A 21,592-nucleotide genomic window follows, 5' to 3' on the forward strand; every position below is an offset into this window, starting at 1 on the left:
CTCGGCCGGCTCAGCGCCGCGGCTGTCCGGCGTGATTGCCCCCGCGAGGCTCCGAGGCGTTATCGGCTAGCTCGCTGACACATCGATCAGCACCTTACCGATGATGCTCTCTTCCACCGCCGCGTGGGCCGCAGCCGTGTTAGCCAGTTCAAAGCGATGCAGCGGCAGGCCTGCAGCTTCTCCGACCGGAATGGCACCGTCGGCGATGGCCGCATTGATGTCCTTGGCGGCGTCGTGCACCGCCGCCATGCCAACGGTGTAGAGCAACACAAACTGGTAGCGGACGTTGAGGCTGAAGTGCCTGCGCACGTCCAGGGTCACCTGATCGCCGCCGTTGTTGGCGTAGACCGCGATGGAGCCGCGGTTGCGGATTACAGCCAGGTCGAGTTCCGCGTTCTGCGCGGGCGCCACCTCCACGATCTGGTCGACGCCCTCGGGAGCGATCCGACGGATCTCCGCGGCCGCGTGGCTTTCCCGGTAATTGATGACGTGATCAGCGCCGGCGGCCGTGACCAGCGCAGCCTTCGCCGGTCCACTCACGGTCGTGATCACAACAGCGCCGGCCCACTTGGCGAGCTGGATCGCCGCATGGCCCACGGCGCCGGCCCCTCCAGCAACGAGAACTACCTTGCCGTCCAAGGCTCCCGGGCGCAGCCGCCGCGGGCCGTCCTCGGCGATGGTCAGGGCCCTGTGGGCGGTGATCGCGGGAACGCCCAGGCTTGCGCCGAGATCGAACCCGGCATTCTCCGGCAGCGGAAAGACCCGCTCGGCCGGCAGGACGGCGAACTCCTGGGCTGTCCCGCCGTCGGAGCGCTGGTAGGCGGCCAAGGCCACCCAGACCCTGTCACCGACGTGGAGATGCTCGACGCCCGGCCCGACGGCGTCCACCACTCCGGCGCCGTCTTGGTTCGGCACGACCTCCGCGAAGGGCAAGGGCTCGCCCGGTCTGGCGCCGCGGCGCGACTTCCAGTCGGTGGGGTTCACCGCAGAGACCACGATCCGCACGCGCACCTCCCCACGCCCAGGGTCGCGGGTCTCGCGGTCGACGAGTTCGAGAACAGACGGATCACCCGTGGCACGGTACACGATTGCTTTCATACTCAGACCTAACGCCGTCCTGGACCGAAAATTCCCGCCGTGTCGAGATAAACTGGACCGATCATGATCGGTGCCCTGCTCCGTATTTTGGCCTGGTTCGTCATCCTAGCGACCTTCCTCTCGGCCTGCGCGCCAACGAACAGACTCGATGAGGCCACCGTCGATCAACCGATCCGGACCTCCTCGGCCCCGCCGGCCGCACGCGATGACGTCCCCGCTCCTCTCCGGCCCACGTCCCCCACCCCGACGCCGGTTCCCACGCCGCCCCCGGCGCCCCAGGCGTTCGCCCTCAACCTCTACCAGGAGGGGGACTTCGTGCCGCAGTACACCTTTGAGTGGTGTGTAGCGGCGAGCATCCAGATGATGCACAACCTCATCGACGACACCGGGGCCGGCACGTGGACAGATCGCGTCCAGCAGGGGGAGCTGTGGGAGATGGCGCGTGCACGGTCGTTCAACTCGTTCAACGGTGCCAACCCCTTGGGTTGGGCGGAGGTGCTGAACGAGGTCGGGATGGGGCCGTACGCCGTCGTGAGCGTCGCCGATTATGAGGAGGCGCTGCAGACGGCGGCGCGCGCCATTGCCGACACGGATCGGCCGGTCGGGCTGGTCATGTGGCGCGGCCGCCACGTATGGGTGATGAGCGGCTTCGAGTCACGCGGCGATCCCGACGAGTTCCCGGAGTTCCCGGTCACTGGCATCCGCGTCCAGGATCCGCTCTACCCGTACGGCGATGACCAGTGGGGGCCGTCCCCCGCGCCCGACGCCCTGCTCACCCCCGAACAGTTGGCGACGCAGTTCGTCGTACGCGAGCCGCGACGCTGGAGCAGCGACATTCCGGCTGGCTACATGCTGGTGTTGCCGATCGCCAAGGCCTGATCAGCCCCTGATAGCCCTAATTCCCTGATGCCGACCCATGAAGGTTCCAAGGACCTAGCGGCTGCTCTTGAAATCTGAAGGGCGCTGGCCACAAATGGTCGCAGACCAAACACCCGAGGAGGTCACCATGACGGTCACGTTCAACCACACCATCGTCTACTCAACGGACAAGCGCCATTCGGCGGAGTTCCTGGCCAACGTGCTCGGACTGCCGAAACCCCAAGCCATGTGGTCTTTCATGACCGTGCCCCTCGACCACGGAGTGGCCCTCGATTTCGCCACGGCAGTCGGGCCCATCTCCCCGCAGCACTACGCCTTCCTGGTCAGCGAGGAGGACTTTGACGGAATCTTCGCAAGGATTCAGTCCCAGGGCATCCCCTACTGGGCAGACCCGGGACGGTCTCGCCCGCAGCAGATCAACCACAACGACGGCGGACGTGGCGTCTACTTCGTGGATCCTGACGGGCATTTCCTCGAAGCGATCACGCGTCCATACGGTTCGGGTGCTGCGTGAAGTCCTGGCTGGGTACGCTGACAGCCGCCGTGGCAACTCGCCCTATGTGATTGGATCGGAGCGCCGTAGTTGCCACCAGGTCTGCCTGATTGGAACGGCCCGTAGAGCCCCATCTGTCGTCATTTGGGAAGGCTATGCGCCTGATGCCTGTGTGTAGCGAGACTCTTCCGCGCGGGTTGGTCTGAACATCGCCCAGCCCACGAGAAAGGAAGCACCGGACACACGAACGGCCAGGCATAACTGAACGGGGCTCCGGCGGAGCGGTTCGGACGTCCCCCACACCGGGTGTGGACAATGTGCACAGGGCCATAGGGCCCCATAAGGCCCCTGAACAGGGAAAACGCGTGCCCGAGGTGGGACTCGAACCGGGTTCCAGCCCTTGAATTTCCGTCACTCCCCCGCAAACATCGCCAATCTGACCCAATCCGGCAAAAGCACAGCCCAGTCCGACACCCAAAGTGTGGACACTGTCCACACCCCCAATTCTCCCCACCAGAGGCCTCCCCCAAACTGCCGAACGCCGCATCGACAGGGTGCGGCGCTTCTTTTGCCCTGAAATACTTGATCTTGCTGGAGAAGTACAACCGCGGCTGCAACCGGGTCCTGCCCGCGCCCGTTACCGAGTCTCGGGCACGCAGCACCGCATGCTCAGCCTCTAGTCCCTCCATCACCACGTCACCTCCCTTCAAACCATTCATGATGTGTTTGTCGGACCGCTGCATGACCGGGCAGCGTCCCTTCAGACGCCGACCCCCAACGAGTCGTTCTCGGGCTGGACGAAATCCTTTACCGACCCGCGCCTGTGCGCAGCGATCGTGGACCGACTAACGTTCAACGGCGCGATCATCGAAACCGGCACAGACTCCTACCGCCTCGCCCACACCAAGCAACACCTCACGTGACGGGCGAGGAACCTTCACCTCCGTCAAGTCCTTAGCGGTGGTGTGCCGAGATTCGAGCAGCTTGAATAATGACAGGAATCAGATCGACCTGTAATGATGAGCCTGGCGCCGACTCTCTGGCCGGGGGTTCAAATAGCTGGCACTTCGCTAGCTGGGGGAGATTCACACATGTTTGAAGTCGAAGCGACCAAAGACGGCCACGAACACCGTGTCATCGATAGGGCCACCGACGTCTACCTGAAGTGGCTAGTCGCGGGCGGCCCCTACTTCACGGAAGTTTTCAAACTCGTGCACTCCGAAGGAAGTATTCCCTTTACCACGGTGCGTGCGGAAGGCGTGGACCCTGAATCAGGGCTGCCCTACTTCGTATTTAGGTTCTTAACCTTTGGTAGTGCGCCCAAGGCGCACAGAAATACTCAAGACCTGGTCAACCGCACCTTCGATAATGAAACCGAAAAGCGGCACTGGATGAATGTCGCAGCAGAGGCCCTTCTGGTTTTTGGATGGGCGTATAACGGACTGAAAGCTCCACATCCGAGCTACACCCGCGTTGACCTCGATGGGAAAATTTACACTCTTAAAGACTTCGGTTACACCCTCAACTCGAAATAGGGTTAGCGCCGTGGCCGTGGACAGGCTGACCTCCAACGGCGCCGCCATTGAAACCGGCACAGACTCCTGCGGCCTCGCCCGCACCATCGCCCACCAAACCGTGGGCTAGACGGCGGCCCTGGTCAACACGCGAGAACGCTGTATGCCCTCAGCTTTCTCGCGGGTGTGGTGGCCGCCGTGCCAGTGTTGAGCCTTGGGAAGGCTCGGCTGACGACGGACCTACCTAGTTGCCGTGGCCCCGCTGGCCGGAGTCCGTCCTTTGCTGCAGGAGCTCGATAAACAGGCTCAAGTCACTGCCGCTCTGCCCATAGTCGGCGAGGGTCGTTGCAAGCCGGGGGCGGCAAGCGGTGTAGACGTCAGTGCCTTCGCTTGTCTCGGAGAATCTAACTTCGATGACCTCACCCCAAGTCCAAATATTGCCTCGGACGTAGACATCTACTCCTCCGGGGACTTCCTCAGCTCGAGAATATCTCTTCTGGCTATGCACGATTGCATGAATCTCTTGGCGCAGGGCCTCCGATCCAATGCCCACTTTTAGGGACTTGGTCGCCTTCACGCCTTCAATACGGATTCCCTTGGCTGCAGCGGCTGTCCGAGAGCGCTGGTTGCGGACTACAGCTATCGGGCTCAGCACAATGAGTACTAATCGGCACACCCCAAGGAGTCCTAGGAGTGGTAAACCCCATTCGGGAACGAACCACTCTTGCCCCAAAAAGGCCTCCTTCGCGAGACCCTCATGCTACGCCCAGCGACGGATGTTGGGGACGTCATTATTTCGGGGTGAGTTTCCCGTGGCTGTCTTTACTGGTCCTGAAGCAGGCCGTCTCAGTGGTCCTGAAATAGGTTGACATGCCCACGTTGTCTTCTGCTTTGGTTTCGCCATCGCGAATAGGCGGAACCGCCCCGATTGCGGTTCATAAGTTAGGCCTCCACAAGCGCCGGCGTCTCATCGTTCGCGGTAGTGCCCGAACCGAGGTAGCGCTCGGTGCTGACTGGGCAGTGGCCAAGCCCGCCGCCCTGCCCCCGGCGGCGGAAGTTGATGACCTGGCCGGTTCTGCCGCACCCGCAGGTGCCGGTCTCGACGTCGCCCATGTCGTCGGTGAGGAGGAAACCCGGGTAGCTGGTGCTGAGGGCGTCCAGTACGGCGATGGTGCCGGTCTCCCCCGGGGCGATCTCCTTGGCGCTTTGGCCAGGGTCCCGGATGGAGATGTAGCACCACGGCGGAACGTGCTTGCGATGCAGGTGGCATTCGACAGCGAGCATGTTCGACTCGATCATCCCGTACATGTCGCGCACGTTCACCGTACGCACGCCGAGCAAGTCGTGGCACCGTTCCCGAAAACTCTCATTAGGGATGGCCTCGGCTGTGTGCCGCTTCCAGCCCCCGAGAGTGATGATCATGCTGAACGGGTCCAAGCGCACACTGATATTCTCCCGCTCAAGGAACTGGAGGAGCCGACCGATGAGGAACGGCGGACTGACGATGTGGCGTGTCATATGTCCCTCCCATCGGCGCAGGTGCTCCAGGGCCTCCCCGGCGTCGAAAGCCTGGTCGGCAACGAGATATGCGTGGTGGTCGAAGACGCTGTTTAGGATGTTTAAGTCCTTGAGCAGTCCCATCTCCGAGGCTTCCGGGTCCGACGGGTTCAAGAAAAGTCCCGCGCCCCCGGACAGGCTGAAGAACGCCCGGTAGGTGCCGAGCAGGGCGACCAGCGCCAGGGTCATTGTCTCGCTGTTGCGGGGGACGACGGAAGGGACACCGCGGGTTCCGCTGGAGCGGGTTTCGGTCTCGACGTCGGCCAGGGAGCAAGTAAGCAGCACCTTGGCGTCGGGACGCTTGAACATGCCGACCGGCAACAGTGGCAGGGATTGCAGGTCGTTGATGTCCTTGATCGTGGCGGGGTCGACTCCCAGAGCGTCACACTGGGCGCGGTAGAAGCCGTTTGCGGCCTGATGGTAGATCGCGGCGTCCCGCAGGACGTCGGTGACCGACCGGGCCCAGTCCTCAGGGGACTGGACGTAGGCCTTGGACACATTCCCCAGCATCTGCGGTAGGGAGAGCATTGCGTCACCCCTCGGTGAGTGCGAATCGATGAATGCGGTTTGCGCCGCAGGGTCAGCCGTACCGACGCAATTCGGAAAAGAAATCCTCGACCACCCGGAGCTGGCCACTGCCGGCAAGTTCGTCGTAGACGTACTTGCCGACTGCCAGGTCGAGCACGCCCAGTCCGAACGGCGAGAACACAATAGGGCGGTCGTCCGTCAGCGAGACCCCGCCTTCCATGACGTCGGCCAAGGTGCCGTCCACGAAGTCCCTGTTGCCGACCTTCTGCTCCGCGAGGTGGGCCGACGTCCCGGCTTTCAGGCAGTGGTCGACGTCGTCGAGGATGTTGGTGGACGCCAGCAGGATCTCAGGGGCCAGATCGCGCAGGGACACGTGCAGCACCAGCGGATTGTGCGCGAACCACTTCGTATCGTGCACGTGCGGCTGGCCGGCCACCGTGGCGAACACGACGAGGTCGCTGCTTCTGATCAGCTGCTCGGGGCCGTCGTGCACGGTCACCCGGGCACCTGTACCGCTGCGCTCGAGATAGCCCTTGAAGCCCTCCTCACTCTCACCTGAGAGGTCGAACACCCCGATCTCGTCGAAGGACCAGTCGGCGGCCTTCAGGAAGGTGTGGATGTAGCGGGCAATGAGGCCAACGCCCAAGAACCCTATGCGCCGGGGACGCCCGCGTCCCCGGCTGAGCCAGTCGGCAGCAGCGGCGGCAGATGCAGCGGTCCTGGAGGCGCTGATGATGGAGCCCTCCATGCAAGCCAAGGGGTACCCGGTTGCCTGGTCGTTGAGGATCAACACCGCAGAGGCGCGCGGAATTCCCGATGCCACATTGTCCGGGAAGCTGGAGACCCATTTGATGCCGTCAACCTCTACTTGTCCGCCGACCGAGGCCGGCAGGGCGATGATGCGCGAAGTAGGCCGGTCCGGGAACCGCAGGAAGTAAGACGGAGGGTTCACCGAATCTCCGGCTGCATGCACGCGGTAGGTCTGCTCGACCAGCTCGATGACCTCCTTTTCCCGTCCCTGGAGCACCTGCTGCACCTGGGCACCTGAGATGACCGCGAAGGGCGGAACCGTCTTCGGCTCTGCGGCCGCTGCGGCAGGGGAACTGGCAAGCTCTGTCATCGTGCACCGTCCTGGTTGTGGTTGTCGAGATCGAAAATGTTGCGCGGCTCGGCCATGCCCACAAGAATCTCCCGAGGCCCCTCATAGGCCTCGCGGCTATGCGCCATGCGGATGTTGTCGACCAGCATGAGGTCCCCCGTCTCCCAGGGGGTGCGGAGGGTATGGGCCTCATAGACCTCGTTCAGGAGGGCAACGATTTCCTCACCGATCGGCTCTCCGTTGCCGAAGCGGGTGTTAAACGGCAGCCCATCAGGACCGTAGACGTCCACCAGGTATTCCCGCACCTCGGGTGCGGTCGTCCATTCGCTCAGGAACGCAACCTGGTTGAACCAACAACGTTGGCCGGTCGCCGGGTGCCGAACCACGGCAGGGCGCCGTTGCCGGGTGCGCAGCTCCCCATCGGGCTGCCACTCGAGCTCGATCACGTGCGCCCGGCAGTAGCTCTCGACATCCGCGCGGTGTGAGACCCCGAACGCCTCCTCATAGGAGGCACCGATGTCCCCGTTGTAGCTGCGGGCGAGCAGCCACCCCTGGCTTTCGAACCGACGGACGATGTCCGGCGGCAGGGCATCGAGCACGACACTGGCGTCAGCCACACCGGTCACCCCACCGACACTGGGTGCCTGAAGGCAGGCGAAGAGCATCAGGCCGGGGAACTCGAGCGCGTAGCTGAGCTCGTGGTGCATGCACATCGGCTGGTTCGCGGGCCATGCCAGGGATGAGTACACGCCGTCCAAGTAGGGCTGCCTGGCGGCGAAAGCCTCCCGGTCCGGCATGAGGCCGCCTGAAACCAGCCGTTGGAAGGTATCGGCCACTTCGGCTGGATCACGGAGGCCCAGACCGCGGACCAGGACGGCGCCGTGCTCATCCACCGCCGCACGCAGCGCCTCTCGGTTCTCTTCGGCCCACAGCACGGGGTCGTGGCCGTTCTCGACGATGAGCAGCGGCACCCGGCCGGCTTGGCGTTCCACGTCGAACTGGATCCTGGGTGTAGGAGACGACATCAGAGGTCCTTTCGTTTCATGGGTAGCGGGTGGGAGAGGCCGACCGGTCCTCCTGCCGGGGCAATGGAGTCGGGCTCCGCGACGGCTCCCGCCGTCCGCGGGTCCGGCGGAACGGCTGTGTCCGCGGGGGACGAGGCTTCGAGCAGGGTCGCCAGGTCTGCCAGGATGGGCGTCTGCATGATGTCCTTGATCGACACTGCGCGCTTGAGCAGTACCGCGAGCTTCACCGCGGACAGCGAGGTCCCGCCCAGTGCAAAGAACGAGTCCTGCGCGCCGATCCGGCCCATCGGCAGGCCGAGCACCGTCGCCCATGCTTCCGCAAGCCGCTGCTCGGCCGCCGAGAGGGCGTCCGTGGCAGTGCCGGCCTCGGGAATGACCTCGCGCGCCATGCGGGTCAAAGCCTTCCGGTCGATCTTCCCGTTGCCGGTCAGGGGCAGGCTCTCCTGCCACCTGTACGTCGAAGGAACCATGTAGCCCGGTACCCGGGCAGCCATCTCGCTGCGGATTTCGTCGACCTCGAGCGGCCCGTTGCCGGAGTAGAACGCCACCAGGAACTTGGACTGCCCGGCGCCCTCACCGACGACGACGGCGCCGTCGCGGACGGCGGGAACCCGCAGCAGCGCGTTTTCGATGTCGCCGATCTCGATGCGGAACCCGGAGATCTTGACTTGGTTGTCCCGCCGCCCCAGGTACTCCAGCTTGCCGTCCGGGGACCAACGGCCGTAGTCGCCGGCCCGATAGAGTCGCGCGCCGTCCACGTAGGGATCGGTGGAGTAGGCCTGCGCGGTGCGCTCCGGGTCGTTGATGTAGCCGCGGCCCACGCACACTCCGGAGAAGGCTATCTCGCCCGGTGCTCCAAGCGGCACAAGGCGCTGCCGCTCGTCGAGGATGTGGATCCGGACGTTCGGGATTGGCGGGCCAAGTGGCACGGAGCCGCCCGGGGGCACTGCACTCAACACTTCGTGGTTCGTGTCGTCAGAGGTTTCCGTCAGCCCGTAGGCGTTGACCAGCTTGACGTCCGGCATCACGTCGAACCAGCGGCGGACCAGCTCGCGCTTTAGAGCCTCCCCTGTGGCCGAGACGCAGCGGAGGTGCGGCAAAGCGCGAGGCCTGCCGCCCAGGTACGCCACCACGGCGTCCAGATACGACGGAACGACTTGGAAGACCGCCACCGCGCCCCGTTCCACCGTGTCGATGAACCGCTCGACGTCGAGGATCCGGTCCTGCCCGACGATGAGCGTGCGGCCGCCGACGAGCAGCGCCGAGACCAGTTGCCACAGCGAGATGTCGAAGCACTGGGGTGCGGTCTGGGCGACGACGTCCCCGGAGCGGATCCCCAGGTCCTCGATCTTGGCGTACAGGTGGTTCACCATGCCGTCGTGCTCGCACATCGCGCCTTTCGGCTCGCCAGTGGACCCGGAGGTGAAATAGACGTAAGCGAGCTGATCGGGACGAATCTCCATGCCGAGGTCGTCGGCGGGATGCCCCTCGGCCTCGATGTCCTCGAACAAGAGCTTCGTCACTGCAGGCATTCCTTCCAGTGCCTCATCGAGGGTGGTGGTGCTGCCGCCTTCGGTGAGCACCACCCGGGCCCCGGCCCGCGTGAGCGTTCTGGCGATTCGGTCGGCCGGGAAGTGCGGCTCGATCGGCAGATATGCGCCTCCGGCTTTGAGGATGCCGATCACAGCGGCCATCCACTCCAGATCCCGTTCGGCGACGACTGCCACGATGTCCTCCGCGCGCAGCCCGCGCGAGAGCAGACCACGGGCTATCCGGTTGGCGCGGGCGTTTAGCTCCGCGTACGTCCACTCCCGCGCGTCCTGAACGGCCGCGATTCGTTCGGGACGCTGCCGAACACGCTCCTCGAACAGCTCGTGGAAGCGCCGCTGGGGCCGGGGCCGCTCGGGCCCGGCGAGCTGCTCAAGCTGGAAGCGCCGCTCCTCCTGGCCGACTAGGTCGGTGTCCAAGGGATCCGCCCCCGGGTCCGCTACCACGCCACGGAGCGCGGCGAGGTAGTAGCCGGCGATGCGGCGGGCGGCATCTGCGTCGAGAACATCCCCGCGGTACTTTAGGCGAAGCACCTCGCCGATGGCCGCGTGTCCGACCGAAATATCAAGCACGATGCCCTCCGGCAGCTCGAAATCGTCGTCCCGAAGACCGCCGAACACCACTTCGTAGCCCGGGGCGGCCGGCTCGTGACTAGCCTGCCCGGGGGTGGACTGCTCCGTACGGGCCCGGATTTGGCGGCCGTTCGCATCGGAGACGAGGGCTCGCCAGGACCGGTGCGCCAGATCCAGGGTGCACTGCCAAGTCCCGAACGCGTCCTTGCAACCGGTCGTGACCTCTGTTTCGCCGGACAACGCATGGAGCACTCTCGAGTGTGCCGCCAGCCAGATCGAGCCGGGAGCCACCTGCAGGCTCTGGGCCAGCGTCCGCACTGCCTCGCGCAGGTCCTGTGGCACAGCCACTTCGATCCGGCCCTGACCCGGCTGGCGCTCTTGCGTCCACCTGGGAATCGCCGTCAGCGCGGCACCCGCGGGCGCGGTTCGGTCTTTGCCCGGGCCCGACGAGCCGCCGGCGGTGCGGCAGGTCAACGCAGAGGTGGTGGTCATGATCAGGGCCTTTCCAGCGCGAGGGGGGACGTGGCGTCGGCTCGGGCCTCTTCGGCCGGGTTCCCGGCCCACAGGGATCCGCGGGTGAGCGTGGTCCCCTTCATGACGAAGGAGTCGGCGCCGACGACCGCGCCGTCTTCGACGGTCACGCCGTAGTGGACGAACGCGGAGACGCCGAGGGTGACATCGTCGCCAACAACGATGTGGTCCGACTTGAACATGCCGTCTTCCTGGGAATGGGATTGGAGGGTGGTGCCGGCGTTCAAGGTGCAACGGGAACCGACTGTGACCAAGGTCCGCTCGATAATGCCGCAGCCGTCGTCGAAGACCCGGCTTCCGATCCGTACGCCGAGCAAACGCCAGACCAGCGGCTTGAACGGCGTCCCGTTGAGGAGGCTTGCGTATCGGCTCTGCAGCGACATCTTCCAGTACCGCTCGTGCCGCCACATATAGGGGTTGTAGATGGAGCAGAGCTGGGGCTGAAGCGGTTTCAGTCCCCTGACGAGATTCTCGATGCCGATGGGGACCAACAAGCCAACCACGAGCATCAGGACAAAGGCCGCGCTGAGGGCAAGGAAACTGAACTGATCGGACAATTCGAGGGCGGCGAACATAATGATCGTGGCCAGTGAGATGTTGAGCCACCGCACCAGCATCAAGAGGGCCATCGTGCGCACGTTGTGCCTGTTCTTGGCTGCCAGGTTTCGACGGAAGTGCGCACGGTTTGAATACTCATCGGGGAGGGCGTCCCGGAGGACCGAGCGGGGGATCTCGAACGGCGGTGACCCGAGCAGACCTACGTCGTGGCGCAGCGGTCCGTCGAGGGGGACCATCACCTTGGTCGCGAGCAGGCAGTTGTCCCCGGTTCTGGCCCCGGCAGGGAAGAGCACGGCGTTGCCCAGGAAGTTGTGTGCGCCGATCGCCGCCCGGCTGACCTTGAACGACGTCGCCGAGAAATCGGTGTTCATAAACGACACCCCGTCGGCGATCATCGTGCCGCTGCCTATCGTCGAAAGGAACGGGCTGTCGTGTTTGAACCCCGTGCCCAGGTTCGCGCCGGTCTGCTGGACCTGCGGCTGCTTGTACCCGATGGCCCGCAAGTAGTGCACGACGTACGAGCTGTCGCCGAACAATCCCGTCAGCATGGGCTTGTTGGTCATTCTCAACACCGACCGCTCCGCCGCGTGCCGCAGGCCGAACAGCGGATACACCGTGTCCGGCTTGACGGCGAGTTGAACCACCCGCGGGACGGTGGTGACGATGAGCAACGATACGACCGTGCCACCGAAGACAGCAAGAGCGGCATAGGCAATGGCGTCGGCGTAGAAGACCCAGTCGGTGAACGCGAACGCCTGCGTCTCCAGGAGTGCCGCCACGTTGGGGTTCGCCATGACGACCAACACGACAACCTGGCCTAGCAGAATACGGCCAAAGCCAATCGTGCTGATCAGCTGGGAGGTGGCGAACCATCCCCGGCGCCAAGGCGAGTAGGGCCTGGCCTCGACTCCGCCATAATCCACCTCAGTGCGCCTGCCGGGCGACCCGTGCCACCGTTCGCCGGCGGGCACGGACTGGCCGGTGTACAGGGTGGACCGGTGGCCCAACTGCGACCCATCGCCCAATGCGGTGCCGATATCCAAAACGCTCCCCTCGCCGACGATTACGTCCCGGCCCAGCGTCAGCGCGCCGAGCTGGATGACGCCGCCGTGGGCGCGGTAGCCGTTCAAAACCGCGTCCTTGCGGATGACCGTCCCTTCCCCGATCGTGAGGAGGTCGGTGCAGACCGGCAGTCGGTTGGTCATGATCGTCACGTTGCGGCCCACCTTGGCGCCCATGGCCCGCAGGTAGAAGGTGGTCAGCGGAGACCCCCTCAGTAACACCAGCGGGGAAGTTCGCATCAGGGTCTTTACCAGCCAGAACCGGAAATAGGCCAAGCTCCACAGTCGGATTTCGCCGGGGCGGAAACGCCCAAGGATGATCCACTTTGCCGCCACGGGAAGGATGCACATCAGCACGAACACTGCCGCGGTATAGACGGTCGACCGGAGGTAGATCGCCCAGAATTCTGTCCCGGCGCCCGGCCCAGCTTCCGGGTACACCCACTGGTACCAACCGACCGTGAGCAGTCCGGCGATCACGCAGTAGCCGAGGTAGACGAGTACCTGCAGGGCGCCGCAGGTGACGTACTCCCAGGTCCGGGCGTCCATGGCCGCCGGAGCCTCCGGCACCGAAGCCACGGCCGGTGAGGGCTCCTGCAAGCGGTCCTGCTGCGGGGGAACCTGCAGGGCCGCGGCGAGGGCAGAGACGCTCGGGTTACCGTAGACATCCTTCATCGAGACCGCCGGTAGGTCCGGCTGCTTACGCATGCGGGCGCAGAACTTCGCCATGACCAGCGAGTCCGCGCCCAGGTCCTGGAAGAAGTCGGCGTCCATCGGGACCTGCTGCCTGCCGAGTACGTCGGCGAGCACCTCGGCCAGCCGTTCCTGCACCTGAACCGTCGCCGATGCCTCCTCCGCCGGCGCCAGGGCCGCGGCCAGCGCGGAGATTGTCGGGTTCTGGTAGATGTCCTTGATGGACACGGCAGGCAGGTCCGGCTGCTTGCGCACGCGGGCGCAGAACTGCGCCATGGTTAGCGAATCCGCGCCCAGGTCCTGGAAGAAATCGGCCTCCACTGGCACATTCTCAATGTCCAGCACGCCGGAGAGCACCTCTGCCAACCGGTCCTGGACCAGGATCTGAACCGTCACCGACGCCACTTCCGCCGGTGCCAGAGCCGCGGCCAGCGCCGAGATCGTTGGATTCTGGTAGATGTCCTTGATCGACACCGCTGGCAAGTCCGGCTGCTTGCGCACGCGGGCGCAGAACTGTGCCATCAGCAACGAATCCGCGCCCAGGTCGTAGAAGAAGTTGGCGTCCACGGGGACGTCGTCCTTCTTTACCACCGACGCCAGAAGTTCCGCCAGCCGGCGCTCCAAGGCAACGGCCGTACCCGTGGCCGGAACGGCCGGAGAGCCGTTCCCGGCCGGAGCCGCGGTTGCATCAGGAATGGGGAGATCGATGGGAGATGTGGAACGCGGAGCGCCCTGCAAGTTATCGAGACGCATTTTCACTGCACGAAATTCCCTAAGGCCGCGGTTGCGGCGTAACCGGCCACCGCTTCACGTGACGGGTGCTGTGGCTCCGACACTGGGTCGGACCGTCGGCCCGGAGCCCCTGCCAAATCGTCGGGGGTTGCCAGCACTTCGGCGCCGAAATGATCGTGCACCCAGTCAGGGTTGTAGACAGTGTCCAGGTAGGGTCGGCCCATGTCCGGGGAAATGGCCACCGCCGTCAGGTCCTGGGCGTCGTGTTGGGTGAGCCAAGACGCGGCGCCGTGGACCACGGTCCCGGTGGAGCCACCGAGCGTGAAGCCGGCAGCGGCGAGGCGGTGGCAGGCGCGCACCGTGTCCAGTTCTTCGACCATCACCACGTCATCGATCAAGGCCTCGTCGAGCTGCGGCGGCCGCACACTCATGCCGAGTCCCGGGATCAGGCGGGGGGCGGGCTGGCCGCCGAACGAGACCGATCCTGCGGCATCGACCGCGACAATCCGGACATCCGGCCGGTGCTCACGGAAGTACCGCGCGCAACCCATCAAGGTCCCCGTTGTCCCTGCTCCCACGAACAGCACGTCCAGGTCGGGGAACTGATTGGAGATCTCGGGGGCAGTCCAGCGGTAGTGCGCTCCCCAATTGCCGGGATTGGTGTACTGGTTGAGCCAGATGTACCGCTCGTCGGACGCACATAGGTCCCGCACGTGGTTGAGCCGGGCTCCGAGGAAGCCGTCGACGGGATCCGGTTCGGTGACCAGGTCCACCTGTGCCCCGAGCGACTCCATAAGTTGCTGGGTTGGCTGGTTACAGCGCGGATCGATCACACACACGAAGCGGTACCCCTTGCTGGCAGCGATCATGCTGAGCGCGACGCCGAGGTTGCCCGATGAGGACTCCACGAGGATGGAGCCAGGGCCGATCAACCCCTCCCGCTCGGCGCGCTCGACCATCTCCCGCGCGGGCTTGAGCTTGATGGAGCCAGCGAAATTGAACCCCTCAATCTTCAGAAAGAGGCGGCAGCCCAGCACCCCCTCCAGGTCGACGAACAGGCTCTGCTCGTTAAACAGGTGCGGATCCCTGATAATCGGCATGATCTCCCTCGTTCCCTTCCACGAGCGTGGTCAGGGATGGGGGAGGCTCCTGCCAGCTTGTGTGTGTGACGGGAGGCGGACATCTTCGTCCGGACCCTTCTACTTTTCAAGAAATGCCGCGCAGAGCGGCACAAGCGGAATACTGCGGCCGCCGCTATTTCCCCCAGCAGCAATACCCGGCTTCCCCACCGCGGATACTCCGAATTGCGGTTGAGGCTTCAAACCTCTGTTTCGACAGTAGCCAAGTTTCGTGGCCAACCGCAATGACTTCGAGCACCTGTATCCACCCCCCGAGTACCTGTATCCAAGCCCCCCGAGTACCTGCTTTCCCGCACTCGCGGCCCCGATGATAGCTAGCGTAGGCGCGCGCTCCTCGTCCTCAGATGGCGAACCTCCCAGTCTTCCGCCCGCCTTCTCAGTGAGCCCTACCAGCGCTAAACCGGGAGAAGCAGTAACGGTTACATCTTGCTAGATCCATAAGCGTCAGGAGCATCGTGAATTGCTTGTCCGCCAGTGGATCCCTTACCGCCCACCCTCGGGTCACAACGACTGCAGGAACGCCATGATGTCGCCAGCGAGGAGCGCGGGTTCTTCGTGGGGAGCGACCACGATAAGCCGTCCCTCGTCATTCCGGTACGGCCGGAAGGGTCCCCTGATCCCTTACCGCAGCCGGCCAAAGATATCGGAGGATGTCCTCGATTGTATGTCGGGTGCTTAACCGTCCGAGGCACTGGAGGTGGCTGATTTCGGCGAGCTGTTCTACTCATTTGGACGAGTTCTGCTGTGGGCCGCCATCCTCGGCTTCGCCGATGTGATGGGTCTCATGGTCGCTTCGGTTTGGCTAGGTCACCGGCGGCTGCAGCGCAAGAAACAGCAGGGAACAACAACGACGGGACAACGAGGACTGGGCCAAGCGCCGTCAGGGCGGTGTGTCGCCAAATGCGACAGCTTCCCGCTCCGAGCACACCCGGGGACCTCTAACCGTTCCGCACAGAAATTCCTCAGGCGATCCATACGGAGGACACAGTCGGCGAGCCCACCATTGTTCGAACCGGAGTAGCCGCGAACGCAAAGGCGACCGCGACTTACCGGAGCGTCGGTGGCGAGCGGCGATACCTTTAGCCAAAAGAGGACCGGCACTTATACCGACTAAAGATGTGAGGCTCAATGATCACTTTGCGCAAGCACCTACTCCCTCCAGTCCCCCAGACAGGCTGCTGTCGACGCAAGCCTGTACCTCTGAAACCGCGGCCTCCACGTCCGGCGGCGTGACCAGTAGATCCGCCGGTTCAAGCCCCGAACAGTGAGGTGCCCCCGATGTCACCAAAACGCGAACCACGCTTCTGGAACCGTGAACACGCTCCCTTAATCATGCTCGGCGTCGGACTCGTCCTGGTGATGATCGCCGCCGGGATAGTCCAACTGGATGTGGAATGACCAAATGCGACACGAGAGAGCTCCGGACGATGAAATGTTCCATCGCTGACAATTCACGAAGTACCTGCAAGAGAGGAACAATGGAAATGAATACTTCGAATCAGTGTCCCGTTGCTGGCTGCGGTGAGACAGGCGTGAAGTTATCGCCTCATCACGACCCGTTCGAACTAATTACCTTTGACCGGCTAGCGGCTCGACCGATGGAAATTGTCTGTCCGCTTCATAGTGAAATCCTGTGGGAGCGATATAGGAAGGAAGTAAGTGCAGCCATGATGAGTGCCTCCCGACGTGGAACTGCTGCTGCGCCCACTGATTCCGTGACAAGGGTTTCCTGGCGTCTGAACTCCCACAATGACCCCACATCAAAAGCAATCGCGTCCCTACTGGCACTGGAAGAGAGCGATGAATGCTCGTCACCCCTGGAGCAGTGAAACTGAGACAGACGCCAGGCGGAGAAGTGTGGGGAAAACCGAAATCCAAGGGTCCCGGTGTAGACCAAGCTGGACACATCGCCAGCCTTTAGTCGCCGGGATAATGCTTTTGCCGATGCCGGCCGCGCGGGCGGAGGGTTTGAGACCATTTCCTTGGTTGATCGAGGCCAGAAAGCGGATACCTGCTGGAGACGTCGAACTCAAATACATATCGAATCACCCTGAAATAGGTGTTGCTTCGATCGACAGAATCCCCCGGGCGCTAAACAGCACATCCAAGTCCATGACCGGGCCCCCATCGGATACGCCCTCGTATCCTCGAACGACCAAGACCTTACCGCCCGGAAGAATGCCCCTGGTTGCTCTTGGAGTGTCGTCGGAGAAGACGTTCACGGACCAGGGACTCGCCGGTGCAGACCGGGCACACCTCGGGCTCAAGGAAGCGATAGCCGCTTGACCGTCAACAAGACGTATCAAGTTATGCGCTTACCTGCAACGTCGCCATGAACAGTCATGACATCAAGAAATGCAAACCAGCAAAGGCAGCACCGCTCCAGGTTCGAGGCGATGGTCGTCGTCCCCTCCTCCGTCGGCATGGCCGCCGCCATCCTTTCCAAACGCGCCGCTCGCCTCGATCGACGTCGACCACGTCCTGATCGACGACGGGAACCTGGCCTCCGCCGTGCGCCGCATTGTTCCCGGCGGCGTGGATGCCGCCCTCGAACTCGTCGGCACCCCGACCCTGCGAGACACGCTGCACGCCATCCGGGTCCACGGCGTCGTCTGCTTCACCGGCATGCTCTCAAACCAGTGGACCATCCCGGACTTCTATCCCATCGACTACATTCCACGGGGCGTCCGGCTCACCTCCTACACAGGCGGAGCCGCCGACCTACCCGGCAGCGTGCTCCAGGAATTCCTGCAGGCCGTGAGCGACGGCACCGCAACCGTGCCCATCGGCAAGGTCTACGCCCTCGATGACATCGTCCAGGCCCACACCGACATGGAGGAAAACCGCGTCAGCGGAAAACTCGTCGTCACCACCTAAGACCCACCACTTAATCGCCACTGCCGAATCATTCGGACACCGCACTATCGCAAAATCACGGTGCGGTTGCCCATGACCAGGATCCTGCCCTCGCAGTGCCAGCGGACGGCGTTTCGAAGGGCAGCGCATTCAGCGTCCCGGCCAACCCGAACCAGGTCCTCGGCGGTGTACGTGTGGTCCACCTCGATGACCTGCTGGGAAATGATCGGGCCCTCATCCAGTTCGGCGTTGACGTAATGCGCCGTGGCGCCGACGGTCTTAACGCCTCGTTCATACGCCTGGTGATATGGTTTGGCGCCCTTGAAGCTGGGCAGGAACGAGTGGTGGATGTTGATGGTTTTGCCCGTCAGCTTGGCCGACAACTCATCGCTGAGGACCTGCATGTAGCGGGCCAGGACCACCAGTTCCACATCGAACTCGTCCACAAGTTCCAGCAGGCGTGCTTCCTGTACCGGCTTGGTTTCCTTGGTGACCGGCAGGTGGAAGAACGGGATGTTGTGCCACTTCACCAGTTCCTCGTGGTCCGTATGGTTGGAGACGACAGCCACGATTTCGACCGGAAGATCGCCGGTGCGGGCTCGGAACAGCAGGTCGTTCAGGCAGTGTTCGAATTTGGACACCATCACCAATACCCGGCGCTTACGGCCGTGCGGCTCGAGCTGCCAGTTCATGGTCAACGTCTGGGCCAGCGGCGAGAAGTCCCGGCGCAGTTCCTCGGTGCTGAACGCCTTGGTCCCGGCGGCGAAGTGCACGCGCATGAAGAACTGCTGGGCCTGGCGGTCGCCGAAGTGCTTTGAGTCGATGATGTCGCAGTCGTGATCGAGCAGGTAGCCGGTGATCGCGTGGACGATTCCCGGGGACTCGGCACAGTTGACGGTCAGAATGTGTTCGGTTTCCATGGCTCAGATTCCCCGCTGAGCATTCTGCTCGGAAACGACATTTTGATCGGCTTCTACCCTCTCGCCGGCGAGGTCCTTCTGAAACTCCGCGTAGCGGGCCAGGTGGGACGGACGCTTGCGCAGGATGAACCAGGCGATGCCGAGGAGGATGAACCAGACCGGGGTGACCAGCAGGGCCAGCAGCGTGTCGGGTTGTGTGGTCAGCGCCCACAGTACGAAGGCAAAGAAGGCGAAGACGCTCCAGACCATCGGGATGCCACCGGGCATCTTGAACTTGGACGCGTCGTGGAGCTGAGGGCGGCGCTTTCGAAAGGCAATGTAGCTGGCCAGGATCATGGACCAGACGAAAACGAAGCAGACCGCGGCAACCGTGGTCACCATCTCGAAGGCCTTGCCGATGTCCTGCCCCGCGTACATCAGGATGACGCCGGACAGGAGCAGGACGCAGGAGAGGAACAGGGCGTTCTGCGGGACCTTGCGGCGGGACAGCCGACTGAAGACGCCGGGGGCATCGCCTTCCTGGGCCAGGCCGTAGACCATGCGTGAGGTGGAGTAGATGCCTGAGTTGGCCGAAGACATGGCCGAAGTGAGCACCACCAGGTTCACGATGGTGGCAGCAGCGCCGAGGCCCGCGAGGGAGAACATGGCGATGAAGGGGCTGTGCCCGGCACTGAACTGGGTCCAGGGGGTGACGGACATCAGGATGATGAGGGCGCCCACGTAGAAGAGCAGGACACGGATGGGGATGGAGTTGATGGCCTTGGGCAGGTTCTTCTCCGGATCCTTGGCCTCGGCAGCGGTGGTGCCAACCAGTTCAATGCCCACAAAAGCGAAGACGGCGATTTGGAAGCCGGCTACAAAGCCCATGAATTCGTTCGGGAAGAACCCGCCGTGGCTCCACAGGTTGGTGAAGGTGGCCGGGCCGGCGTCGGACTGGAACCCGCTGAAGATCATAAACAGGCCAACAATGATCAGCGCTGCAATGGCAATGATCTTGATCAGCGCAAACCAGAATTCGGTTTCCCCGAACGCCCTCACAGTAGCCAAATTCAAAAGCAGCAGGATGCCGATGGTCACCAGACCGGGGATCCACAGCGGCAGCCCGGGCCAGAGTTCCTCCGAGTAGGCGGCGATGGCGATGACGTCCGCGATGCCCGTGATCACCCAGCAGAACCAGTAGGTCCAGCCGGTGAAGAATCCGGCCCAAGGGCCGAGCAGGTCCGCGGCGAAGTCGCTGAAGGACTTGTAATTCAAGTTGGAGAGCAGGAGTTCGCCCATGGCCCGCATGACGAAGAACAGCATGAAGCCGATGATCATGTAGACGAAGATGACGGACGGGCCGGCGGCCGAGATGGTTTTGCCGGAGCCCATGAAGAGGCCGGTGCCGATGGCGCCGCCAATCGCGATCAGCTGGATGTGCCTGTTGCTAAGCTGCCGCTCCAGGTGGGGCGTGCCCACGGTGGTGATGGTTTTAGTGCTCACGTGCTGCTCCTCGAATCGATGCTGGCTGGAGTGCCGTTGGGGAAGACGCGGGGCCCGCTTCATTGGGGACCGCATCGAGGTTGTTGAAGCTGTAAAGATGGATGCCTGCGATGCCGGGCTGTCCTTCTAGCCCGGCCATCAGGGTGCTGGGTGAGTATCGGTCCCCGCTGAGGAGCTTGCGCGCCAGCGGGCCCTTGCGGCTCAGGAACTTCAGGGAACTTCCGACACCGATCTGGGCGGCCAGGTTGACCAGCCTGGTCCGCTGTACGGGCCCCGCCACGCCTGCCCAGAGGGGCAGGTCCAGACCTTCACGGCGCATGAGCGCCGCATAGTCAAGGATTTTTGGGGCGGAGAAACACATCTGGGTGACGATGTGTGCGGCCAGGTGCTGCTTGGCCACGAGCGCGTCCACCAGGTCAAGGGCGGACACCGACGGGTGGCCTTCCGGGTAGCCTGCCACGCCTGCGCGCATAAGGCCGCCGGTGTATTGGGCGATGTCTTCGAGCAGCGGCAGGGCCGAGTCGTACGGACCGGCGGCCTCCTTCCGGTCGCCGCCGATCACAAACACCTCACCGATCCCCGCCACGTCGCAGTCTCGGAGAATTCCGGTCAGCTGAGACCGGCTTTGCACACTGCGGGCAGCCAGGTGTGGGATGACGTTGTAGCCGAGCATGCTCAGCTCCACCGACGCGCGCATAGTCCCTTCGACGCTGTGGTGCGGCAGGCAGGTCATGGTCAGCGTGGTGGTCAGCGGAACCATGGACTGGACCTGCTCAACGATCCCGGCGGATGGGATAATTTCGATTCTTATAGGGAACATCTTTGGTCCTTTCTAGGTATCGGGATGGTCAGCTGGCGTGCGCCGCGAGCAGTGAGCTGGCTTCCTGGCGGGTACTGCCGGAGCTTTCGATGTGGGCGAGCTGGGCCGGGATTTCCCAGCCCTTCTTGCGCATCGCGGTGGCCCACAGCCGTCCGGCCCGGTAGGAGGACCGCACCAGCGGCCCGCTCATGACGCCGAGGAAACCGATCTCGTCGGCTTCCTGCTGGAGGTCCACGAACTCCTGCGGCTTGACCCAGCGGTCCACCGGCAGGTGCCGTTCGGACGGGCGCAGGTACTGGGTGATGGTGATCAGGTCGCAGCCTGCATCGTGCAGGTCCCGCAGGGCCTCGGAGATTTCCTCGCGGGTCTCGCCCATGCCCAGGATCAGGTTGGACTTCGTGACCATGCCAAGCTTGCGGCCCTGCGTGATGACATCCAGCGACCGCTCGTAGCGGAAGGCCGGACGGATGCGCTTGAAGATCCGGGG

The 21,592-nt window shown here is 63.8% G+C and carries 15 protein-coding genes and 1 pseudogene; 5 read left to right on the plus strand and 11 right to left on the minus strand.

Annotated features, from left to right (window positions below; genetic code table 11):
- Nucleotides 1-66: 66 nt before the first annotated feature.
- Entirely contained in the window at nucleotides 67-1,098 is a 1,032-nt protein-coding gene (locus AC6EUH_RS13830; protein ID WP_499738980.1) for an NADPH:quinone reductase, read from the minus strand.
- A 63-nt stretch (nucleotides 1,099-1,161) separates the two neighbouring features.
- On the opposite strand from AC6EUH_RS13830, the gene AC6EUH_RS13835 reads away from it, so the two are divergent.
- The 4 genes and pseudogenes from AC6EUH_RS13835 (at nucleotide 1,162) to AC6EUH_RS13850 (ending at nucleotide 4,005) form a co-directional block, all read left to right on the plus strand.
- Nucleotides 1,162-1,977: a hypothetical protein gene (locus tag AC6EUH_RS13835; RefSeq protein ID WP_056431932.1), complete on the plus strand. Its 816-nt coding sequence runs from the start codon at nucleotides 1,162-1,164 to the stop codon at nucleotides 1,975-1,977.
- A gap of 94 nt (nucleotides 1,978-2,071) precedes the next feature.
- Nucleotides 2,072-2,491 carry a VOC family protein gene (locus AC6EUH_RS13840; protein ID WP_235500263.1) on the plus strand — a complete coding sequence of 140 codons (420 nt, stop codon included), beginning with the start codon at nucleotides 2,072-2,074 and terminating at the stop codon, nucleotides 2,489-2,491.
- A gap of 755 nt (nucleotides 2,492-3,246) precedes the next feature.
- Nucleotides 3,247-3,393: pseudogene (locus AC6EUH_RS13845) on the plus strand (ATP-binding protein); the annotation flags it as partial.
- A 168-nt stretch (nucleotides 3,394-3,561) separates the two neighbouring features.
- Nucleotides 3,562-4,005, plus strand: a complete 444-nt coding sequence (locus AC6EUH_RS13850) for a hypothetical protein (protein ID WP_499738981.1) — start codon at nucleotides 3,562-3,564, stop codon at nucleotides 4,003-4,005.
- A gap of 921 nt (nucleotides 4,006-4,926) precedes the next feature.
- Here AC6EUH_RS13850 and AC6EUH_RS13855 read toward each other — a convergent pair.
- The 6 genes from AC6EUH_RS13855 to sbnA are packed head-to-tail and all read right to left on the minus strand — an operon-like array spanning nucleotide 4,927 to nucleotide 14,988.
- Complete coding sequence (locus AC6EUH_RS13855; RefSeq protein WP_499738982.1) at nucleotides 4,927-6,069, minus strand: LuxE/PaaK family acyltransferase; 1,143 nt, start codon at nucleotides 6,067-6,069, stop codon at nucleotides 4,927-4,929.
- A gap of 52 nt (nucleotides 6,070-6,121) precedes the next feature.
- Nucleotides 6,122-7,189 (minus strand): 2,3-diaminopropionate biosynthesis protein SbnB, encoded by a 1,068-nt coding sequence (sbnB, locus tag AC6EUH_RS13860; RefSeq protein WP_499738983.1) that lies wholly within the window; start codon nucleotides 7,187-7,189, stop codon nucleotides 6,122-6,124.
- Entirely contained in the window at nucleotides 7,186-8,193 is a 1,008-nt protein-coding gene (locus AC6EUH_RS13865; RefSeq protein ID WP_499738984.1) for a TauD/TfdA family dioxygenase, read from the minus strand. Before AC6EUH_RS13865 ends, sbnB begins: the two co-directional genes overlap by 4 nt.
- The gene (locus AC6EUH_RS13870; protein WP_499738985.1) at nucleotides 8,193-10,805 is read right to left on the minus strand and encodes a non-ribosomal peptide synthetase; all 2,613 of its coding nucleotides are present in this window, start codon (nucleotides 10,803-10,805) and stop codon (nucleotides 8,193-8,195) included. The genes AC6EUH_RS13865 and AC6EUH_RS13870 overlap by 1 nt, the downstream gene beginning before the upstream one ends.
- Nucleotides 10,806-10,807: 2 nt before the next feature.
- A complete protein-coding gene (locus tag AC6EUH_RS13875; protein ID WP_499738986.1) occupies nucleotides 10,808-13,909 on the minus strand; it encodes a Pls/PosA family non-ribosomal peptide synthetase in 3,102 nt (1,033 codons plus the stop codon).
- 2 nt (nucleotides 13,910-13,911) lie between these two features.
- A complete protein-coding gene (sbnA, locus tag AC6EUH_RS13880) occupies nucleotides 13,912-14,988 on the minus strand; it encodes a 2,3-diaminopropionate biosynthesis protein SbnA (RefSeq protein WP_499738987.1) in 1,077 nt (358 codons plus the stop codon).
- 2,394 nt (nucleotides 14,989-17,382) lie between these two features.
- Between sbnA and AC6EUH_RS13885 the strand changes: the two genes are divergently transcribed.
- On the plus strand, nucleotides 17,383-17,904 hold the full coding sequence (locus AC6EUH_RS13885) for a zinc-binding dehydrogenase (RefSeq protein WP_499738988.1): 522 nt from the start codon (nucleotides 17,383-17,385) through the stop codon (nucleotides 17,902-17,904).
- Between the two features lie 44 nt (nucleotides 17,905-17,948).
- Here AC6EUH_RS13885 and purU read toward each other — a convergent pair whose 3' ends face one another.
- The 4 genes from purU to AC6EUH_RS13905 form a co-directional block, all read right to left on the minus strand.
- Nucleotides 17,949-18,803: a formyltetrahydrofolate deformylase gene (purU, locus tag AC6EUH_RS13890; protein ID WP_499738989.1), complete on the minus strand. Its 855-nt coding sequence runs from the start codon at nucleotides 18,801-18,803 to the stop codon at nucleotides 17,949-17,951.
- A 3-nt stretch (nucleotides 18,804-18,806) separates the two neighbouring features.
- A complete protein-coding gene (gene cycA, locus AC6EUH_RS13895) occupies nucleotides 18,807-20,285 on the minus strand; it encodes a D-serine/D-alanine/glycine transporter (RefSeq protein ID WP_056431895.1) in 1,479 nt (492 codons plus the stop codon).
- Nucleotides 20,275-21,105: a methylenetetrahydrofolate reductase gene (locus tag AC6EUH_RS13900; RefSeq protein WP_499738990.1), complete on the minus strand. Its 831-nt coding sequence runs from the start codon at nucleotides 21,103-21,105 to the stop codon at nucleotides 20,275-20,277. Before AC6EUH_RS13900 ends, cycA begins: the two co-directional genes overlap by 11 nt.
- 28 nt (nucleotides 21,106-21,133) lie before the next feature.
- A partial coding sequence (locus AC6EUH_RS13905) for a lipoyl synthase (protein ID WP_499738991.1) occupies nucleotides 21,134-21,592 on the minus strand: 459 nt, incomplete at its 5' end.

It is taken from the genome of Arthrobacter sp. 001422645 (assembly GCF_059816125.1).

Excerpts from the sequence above, each read along its gene's own strand:
- AC6EUH_RS13830 (WP_499738980.1), bottom strand. The coding sequence starts at position 1,098 with ATGAAAGCAATCGTGTACCGTGCCACGGGTGATCCGTCTGTTCTCGAA.
- AC6EUH_RS13835 (WP_056431932.1), top strand. The coding sequence starts at position 1,162 with ATGATCGGTGCCCTGCTCCGTATTTTGGCCTGGTTCGTCATCCTAGCG.
- AC6EUH_RS13840 (WP_235500263.1), top strand. The coding sequence starts at position 2,072 with ATGGTCGCAGACCAAACACCCGAGGAGGTCACCATGACGGTCACGTTC.
- AC6EUH_RS13850 (WP_499738981.1), top strand. The coding sequence starts at position 3,562 with ATGTTTGAAGTCGAAGCGACCAAAGACGGCCACGAACACCGTGTCATC.
- AC6EUH_RS13855 (WP_499738982.1), bottom strand. The coding sequence starts at position 6,069 with ATGCTCTCCCTACCGCAGATGCTGGGGAATGTGTCCAAGGCCTACGTC.
- sbnB (WP_499738983.1), bottom strand. The coding sequence starts at position 7,189 with ATGACAGAGCTTGCCAGTTCCCCTGCCGCAGCGGCCGCAGAGCCGAAG.
- AC6EUH_RS13865 (WP_499738984.1), bottom strand. The coding sequence starts at position 8,193 with ATGTCGTCTCCTACACCCAGGATCCAGTTCGACGTGGAACGCCAAGCC.
- AC6EUH_RS13870 (WP_499738985.1), bottom strand. The coding sequence starts at position 10,805 with ATGACCACCACCTCTGCGTTGACCTGCCGCACCGCCGGCGGCTCGTCG.
- AC6EUH_RS13875 (WP_499738986.1), bottom strand. The coding sequence starts at position 13,909 with ATGCGTCTCGATAACTTGCAGGGCGCTCCGCGTTCCACATCTCCCATC.
- sbnA (WP_499738987.1), bottom strand. The coding sequence starts at position 14,988 with ATGCCGATTATCAGGGATCCGCACCTGTTTAACGAGCAGAGCCTGTTC.
- AC6EUH_RS13885 (WP_499738988.1), top strand. The coding sequence starts at position 17,383 with ATGCAAACCAGCAAAGGCAGCACCGCTCCAGGTTCGAGGCGATGGTCG.
- purU (WP_499738989.1), bottom strand. The coding sequence starts at position 18,803 with ATGGAAACCGAACACATTCTGACCGTCAACTGTGCCGAGTCCCCGGGA.
- AC6EUH_RS13900 (WP_499738990.1), bottom strand. The coding sequence starts at position 21,105 with ATGTTCCCTATAAGAATCGAAATTATCCCATCCGCCGGGATCGTTGAG.